The 6,396-nt window shown below is 63.6% G+C and carries 3 protein-coding genes and 4 pseudogenes; 3 read left to right on the top strand and 4 right to left on the bottom strand.

Translation table 11 applies throughout. The features are described from left to right. Positions 1–104: 104 nt before the first annotated feature. Together ACIGXE_RS37375 and ACIGXE_RS37370 are read right to left on the bottom strand one after the other, a co-directional pair. Positions 105–1,068, bottom strand: a pseudogene (locus ACIGXE_RS37375) (IS481 family transposase). A 534-nt stretch (positions 1,069–1,602) separates the two neighbouring features. After that, complete coding sequence (locus tag ACIGXE_RS37370) at positions 1,603–2,739, bottom strand: S1 family peptidase (protein ID WP_399754616.1); 1,137 nt, start codon at positions 2,737–2,739, stop codon at positions 1,603–1,605. Between the two features lie 1,202 nt (positions 2,740–3,941). Between ACIGXE_RS37370 and ACIGXE_RS37365 the strand changes: the two genes are divergently transcribed. Continuing rightward, the gene (locus ACIGXE_RS37365; protein ID WP_399754615.1) at positions 3,942–4,223 is read left to right on the top strand and encodes a hypothetical protein; all 282 of its coding nucleotides are present in this window, start codon (positions 3,942–3,944) and stop codon (positions 4,221–4,223) included. Positions 4,224–4,414: 191 nt separating this feature from the next. Here ACIGXE_RS37365 and ACIGXE_RS37360 read toward each other — a convergent pair. Further along, a pseudogene (locus tag ACIGXE_RS37360) lies at positions 4,415–4,783 on the bottom strand (transposase); the annotation flags it as partial. A gap of 50 nt (positions 4,784–4,833) precedes the next feature. Between ACIGXE_RS37360 and ACIGXE_RS37355 the strand changes: the two are divergent. Beyond that, positions 4,834–5,223: pseudogene (locus ACIGXE_RS37355) on the top strand (transposase); the annotation flags it as partial. Between the two features lie 137 nt (positions 5,224–5,360). Further along, positions 5,361–5,498, top strand: a pseudogene (locus ACIGXE_RS37350) (IS5/IS1182 family transposase); the annotation flags it as partial. 180 nt (positions 5,499–5,678) lie between these two features. On the opposite strand, the gene ACIGXE_RS37345 reads toward ACIGXE_RS37350, so the two are convergent. Then, on the bottom strand, positions 5,679–5,861 hold the full coding sequence (locus ACIGXE_RS37345; RefSeq protein WP_399754614.1) for a transposase: 183 nt from the start codon (positions 5,859–5,861) through the stop codon (positions 5,679–5,681). Between the last annotated feature and the right edge of the window lie 535 nt (positions 5,862–6,396).

The following is a 6,396-nucleotide window of genomic DNA, read 5'->3' as shown; positions in this document are numbered from 1 at the left end:
GACGCGGCCCCTGCCGCAGACGGCTTGGCTATGTTCTCGCTGGTCACAGGTGCACTCTTCCATGATCGGAGTTACACCGTTTTTCTTACAGTCCCAAACAGCGCCTAGTTGTGTTGTCCGGAGAGGTTGGTGCCGCGGCTGGCGGGGGTTTGGCCTGCGATGCCGGTGTGGGGCCGGTGGTAGTTGTACCAGTGGAGCCAGTCGGTGAACGCTTCCATGCGCTCGTGGTCTGAGGTGTAGGGCCGCTGGTAGGCCCATTCGTCGAGCAGGGTGCGGTGGAAGCGTTCGACCTTGCCGTTGGGTCTGCGGGCGCCAGGGCCTGGTCCATCGGGGGCTGATGCCCAGGTCGCGGCAGGTGTTCCGCCAGGTGTTCTTGGTGTAGGCCCAGGCGTTGTCGGTCAGGACCCGCTCGATGCGGATGCCCAGCGACGCGAAGTAGGCGGTGGCCCTGGTCAGGAAGGCTGCGCAGGTCAGGGCGGCCTCGTCGGGCAGGTCTTCGGTGTAGGCGATGCGGCTGTGGTCGTCGAGTGCGGTGTGGAGGTAGGCGTATCCGGCGCCGCCTTGACGGTGCCTGTTCGGGCTGCCTGCTGCCCGGCCGAGGACTTTGTGGCCGCCGCCGTCGGGGATGCGGCCCAGCTTCTTGACGTCGATGTGGACCAGTTCGCCGGGGCGGGCGCGTTCGTATCGGCGGACGGGTTCGCCGGTGGCCCGGTCCAGGGCGGCCAGGGGTGGCTGGCCGTGTCGCTGGAGGATGCGGTGGGCGGTCGAGACGGCGATGTGGCACCGGACGGCCAGCCGTAGCGGGCCGATGCGGTGTTCACGCCGGAGCCGCAGGACTTCCGTCTCGATCTCGCCGGCGGTCTTTCGGGGCTGGTGGTGGGGCCGGCTGGATCGGTCACTCATTCCGGCGACGCCGAGCTGCCGGTAGCGGCTCGCCCAGCGGGCCGCGGTGGTGTGGCTGACCTGGAAACGCTCGGCAGCCCGCCGCAGCGGCCAGCCGTCCTCGACGACACAGCGGGCCAGGCGAAGACGCCCGGTCTCGGTCAGCGGGGCGTTACGGTGGGGCACGAGGGCCTCCTCGGATCGGTGCAGATGTCGCAATCCACACCGAACCCGGAGGCCCTCACCCATTCAAGAACCCAGCACGCGTGTCACCAACGTCCCCGGACAGCACACCTAGTGGCTTGAGTCGGGCTGAGGCCGGTGTCGCGTTCACGGATGAGTGAGACCACGACGATGGCCGGGTCGAGAGCAAGTAGGTTACGACCCCGCCGGCGGATAAGGCTGCAGCGCTCCAACTGGTCGAGAGACTCGACAGCACTGTGGCGGGGGTAAAAGCCCGCCCGTGTGGCAGCAGCCGCCTCGAGTGCCTCACTGCTGAACTTCGGGAGCGGTGTTTCGCCGAGCTCAGCCTGTAGAAGCTCAAGCGTGGCGTCCTCCGCTCGTCCAGGCCCTCGAGCGTGACATCCGCGGCTGGTTCGCCGAGTGGAACGACCAACCCAGGCCGTTTCGTCTGGACGAAGACTGCCAACGAGACCGCAACAAAGTCGCCGCCTACTGCCGACGAGTCTATAACTCAAATCACTAGCCCTGCACCGGAAGTCAACCAGAATTCTCTATTAGTAATGTCGCTCCATAACGATCCAGCGTATCGGTGATCGGTGGAAATACCAGCTTATTAAAGCAATCTTTACTGGGGGCATTCTTCCAGCACTGCACTAGCATCCCACCGCCGCCGGTGATTGTTCCCTTAGCAATAACTCCCGTCAAGCCAAACTGCATGACAGGACCTCCACTGTCGCCACTTTTCAACATAGGTCCGTCATCCAGGCCGTAGGCTACGGCCATTCCATGGAGCTGCACACTTTGTATCTGCATGCTCACATCGACCGCTGAGACCCTGCCTGCGCAATGCTGACCCGAATTGGCTCCTGAGGTGCATACATAGTCCCCGACGTATGTCCCGAAGGCTCCCGTCACCTTGGAACTGCTCCCGGAAAGAACGCCCCCGGTGTACATCCGGTCACCGGCCGGCATATTGATTAGAATAGTGTCGTGCTCCTTATCCTTAGCGCTCATTGTCCCGACCGGGACGTAACCAACGCCGTCTGATTGGTCTGGCATCGATATTACATACCCGTCTTCGCCGCAGTGTCCGGCGGTGAGCATGCGACGGAGTCCATTTTGCTTAATACCGAACCCCGTACTACAGACTGAAGTTGGGTTCGGATAGGTATACAGAGCCCCTCCCCAATATAAGGGCACGTCGGCGATTCGCGTCGTCTTCTGGGGTGCGATGAAATTCTCATCGCTCGATGCGATCTCCCTCGTCAGTGAATTCGCTACACCGACCTTGATCTGCGCCGGGATTTCAGGATGACTGGCTGAAGTAATCCTGGCGGCTAAGTCAAGATCTCCCAGAACTGAAACGGAAATACCGCTCGAGTCGCTCAGAGGGGCAGCCTCTGTGACGTTTATTCCAACCTTGGCGAGTTGCTTTACGGTAACATCCAAGCTGGACAATAACTCAAGCCGAGAGTGTTTAGCTGGTAAAATTTCAGCCTTAAGATCACTGGACATGCTGTTCGCGATACGGCGAACATCGCTAGGCGGCTCTCCTTTCCAGTAGACGAGCAGCCTCCGGGATTCTGGATTGATGACGATAGAACCCAGATTTCCGTTCTTCCCGGCGGTCATTATTCTGTCAGCTGCAGCATCGAGAGTGCCCTGCACCTTCATTAGATCTGACCATGTCGCAAATCCGCCCGGGATTGATTCGGCGGAGTGAGGTGCTGTGGTAGGTGAGAGGCTCGCCCCTGCTGCCCCGCCGGTCAATGTCAAAACGGCGCCTGCAGCAATTGCAGCGAAAGGCGCCCAAACTCTTTTCGCGCCATATCTATTTTCCACGATTGGTTTCCTAGTGTGGATGCCGGGAATTAATGGGATATTCCCACCCTGCCGGAAGGACGTGTTGTGTTACATGAGTAGTGAGCACCTATTGCCGCATACCCCAAAAATGGGACCGTCGGGAGTCCGGCCTCGGTGCGCCGAAGCTCAACCAGGACGGCAAGGGTTCCGACCCGCTGCCCGTGCTCGTACGGCGGCCGTCAGGCTCGGGCAGTCTGAACGCCTGGGCCACGAGCAGCGCCGCCCCCTGCTTCTACCGGATGGCCACGCAGTCGTCAGGCAGAGTGGCAGTCCAACCAGCGCGGATTCGGCCTGCGGGCGCGGATCTACCGCACGGCCCAGGCCGCGAGCGGCAGTGGGTGCAGCTCGCGATCCTGGCCTGGGAGTCCTCGACGCCCGTTCCTGGCCCGGTGTGAGCGAGAAGGAGCCAGCCGACATCGCGCGCGTCCATGGCGTCTACCCAGCGGGTCCTCACCCCGCGCGGATTCACAGCCGTCTCCGGCCTGGAGCGGGCGACAGGGTTCCGCCTTATGGGCCCGAGGCCCTCAGGCCACCCCGGCGCACTCCGTCGTCGTCGGACTCCGGCTGGACGGGCGGTTCCTGAACGCGGAGGCGTGCCAGAGGTGGGGCCGTGGGGCTGCTCACCGATGATGAGTGATGCTTCCCTTTGCGGGCGGCCTGGACCTGAACAGCGTCGTCCTCGCGGCCGCCGCCCGCCAGGTCGTCGGCTTGTCCGCCCCCGGTTGCACTTCGTGGGCCCCGAAGTGCAACCCGAAGATCCCTGGCAGCTTGCGAGTCGACCTCTCCCACGTGGAGCTACTCCCGCGCCTGCCCAGCCCTTCGCGCCGGTGGGCGCCCGCCCCACGGCCCCACGGGACCGGCCTGGTACCAGACGCCTACCGTCGTCTACGTCCAGGAACGGCTACAACGTCGAGAATCTGGAGGCGTACCTGCGGCGCAAGACTGGCGCCTACAAGAAGGGGGTGGAGCGGTGGCCGGCCCTGGAGCGGCCGGCCTGGCATCCGGGGGCCGCCGTGATCATCAAGGCCTGGGTCAACATGCACCGCAAGCCCAGCCGGGTTGTTCGCGCTGGCGTGCTCTCCGACTGCGTCAGCTACCCCTCACAGGGCGACAGCCTGCTCCACCTGTCCTACTCCGCGTCCGGCAAGCCCCAGCCGGGCGGTTTCCGCCTCGGGCCCGCGCCCGGCCTGGCGACGCTGGAAGGTGTCCGGCTGATGCTGTGGGTGGTCGATCTGATGGAGCAGGTCCTTGAACCCGGCACGCCACCTCAAGGGCGGCGATGCCGTCACGGATGAACGGCGCATATCTGCGGAACCGCGTCATGGTTTCCTGGTCGGTGTAGGGAGGCTGTCGCTTCGATCCGGCGTTTCCGTGTCGCGTGTCCCGGTCTGTCCGCGAATACGGGGGGTCGAGGAACCGCTATTGCTCAGGGGGTTATGTATTCCGCCGCTGGGACGCAGTGATGCCCGTGATGGTCCTCCGCAGGTCACTGCGGGGGGGTGCCCCTATGGGTTTCGTCAAGCTGTTGGGCGGGGTGGGGTTCGTAGAAGGTGCCGTCGCGGAGCATCGCGAAGAGCACGTGGGCTCGTCGTCTCGCGAGGGCAGAGGACGGCTTGGGTGTGGTGCTTTCCCTGAGCGATCTTCTTGTCGTAGTAGGTCTTGGAGACTGGGTCGGCCAAGGCGGCGCACACGGAGAGGAGGAAAACCCGTTTGAGCTGCTTGTTTCCGCGACGGGACGGTTGCTCGCCACGGATCGAGGTGCCGGGCTACGTGTTGCCGGGGCGAGTCCGGCGTAGGCGGCGGAGGGGAACGAACTGCCGTCGCCGACGTCGATGAGGATGCGGGCTCCGGCTCGTCTGCGGGAACACCCCGTCTCGGTATGGGCCGACCTCACAGCAGCCTGACTACGGCGACGGCCCACAACTCCGGCATGTGCTGGAGCGGGTCCGCGTGCCCCGCACCGGGGCAGGCCGGCCCCGCACCCGGCCCCCCAATCACGTCCTGGCCGACAAGGCCTACACGTCCCGAAAGAACCGCGGCTACCTCCGGCGACGCGGCATCCAGCACACCATTCCCGAACGCCTCGACCAGCAACGACACCGCGAGAACCGCGGCTCTCGAGGCGGCCGGCCCACCGGCTTCGACAGCGAGCGCTACAAGAAACGCAACACCGTCGAACGCGCCATCAACCACCTCAAAGGATTCCGCGCCGTCGCCACCCGCTACGAGAAACGTGCCTACATCTACCTCGGCACCGTCACCCTCGCCGCCCTCATCATCTGGCTCCGAACATGATCCAAGAAACAGTCCCTACATCGCTCTGGCCTGCATCTTCGTCACCGTCCGCCATCTCATCCGCCAGGCCTGGACCCACTACCTATGGGACACACGACCCCGCACACCCCGCATCCGATGACCTACTGGCGGACGCTCTAAGAGCTCCAGGAGAGCGGGCCTTCGCCCTGCTGAAGTCCTGGCGAATCCTCCGACGAGCCAGATGCCCCACCCGCCGTATCAGCACCATCATCCAGGCCGTCCACACACTGCTGACCTGCAGCTATTCAGGATGAAAACGGCTCAATGAGCCCTTTTCATCCTGAATAGCAGTGCTTCATAAACACGAGGTGGCTCCTGTTTCAGATCCTCAAGATCCGTGTCTCGAGTGTCCAAGATCAGGGGGCAAGCCCGAGTCAAAGCCCGCTCGCGGTTCTGTCTCCGCAGACGCCGCAGTTCCTCGCATTCGGCGCTGGTCAACTCGCCCCGGTGCCCTCACCGCAGTCGGCCTGGCCGCACCGGACCCAGTCGCGCAGGCTTTCCAGGCTGACGCCGAGCTCCCGGGCGACCTCGGTCACCGTCCTGCCGGAAGACCGGACGAGCGCGATCGCGTCCCGCCGGTACTCCGCCGAGTACCGCTTCGTGTACTTGCTTCCCACCTGACACTACTTCCTCTCGAACATCACGTCCCAGTCTCCAGGTGGTGTTCACAATCAAGGAGCCTCTTCAACTTGTCAGCTGATCGGGTGACCCGCCTCCAGCAACTGCGCAGGTCAGGCCTGTTCCTTTGACGGAGCCCAAGTTGAAGAAGCTCAAGGGGAAGCTTCACACGAGCGTGATGAGGGCCCGCTGAGAGGCCGGCAGTTGCACCGGCGGTCACCTTCACGTGCGCGGTCGGGTTTTGGCGATGGCGACTGGTGTGGTGAAGGCTCGACTCCGAGAAATAAGTTCGATTTTCTCACACAGGATGATGGCCGGGCCGGACGCCTTCGTCCACTATCCGCGATCCCGATCACCGGCTTCAAGAATCTTACCGAGGGCGATAGGGTCGAGTATGAGGTGGCGCAGGGAGCGAAGGGCCCTTCTGGTGTGGCTGCCTTTGGGCTTGATCCGCTTTGACGGACATCTGAGATCAGGGGCTCCCGCCCCGGAAGGATGATGTTCATCATGGAGAGCATGGGGAAGAAGAAGCCG

It is taken from the genome of Streptomyces sp. NPDC053431 (assembly GCF_044544925.1).
Taxonomy (GTDB): domain Bacteria; phylum Actinomycetota; class Actinomycetes; order Streptomycetales; family Streptomycetaceae; genus Streptomyces.
This window is presented reverse-complemented; position numbering and strand designations above follow the sequence as displayed.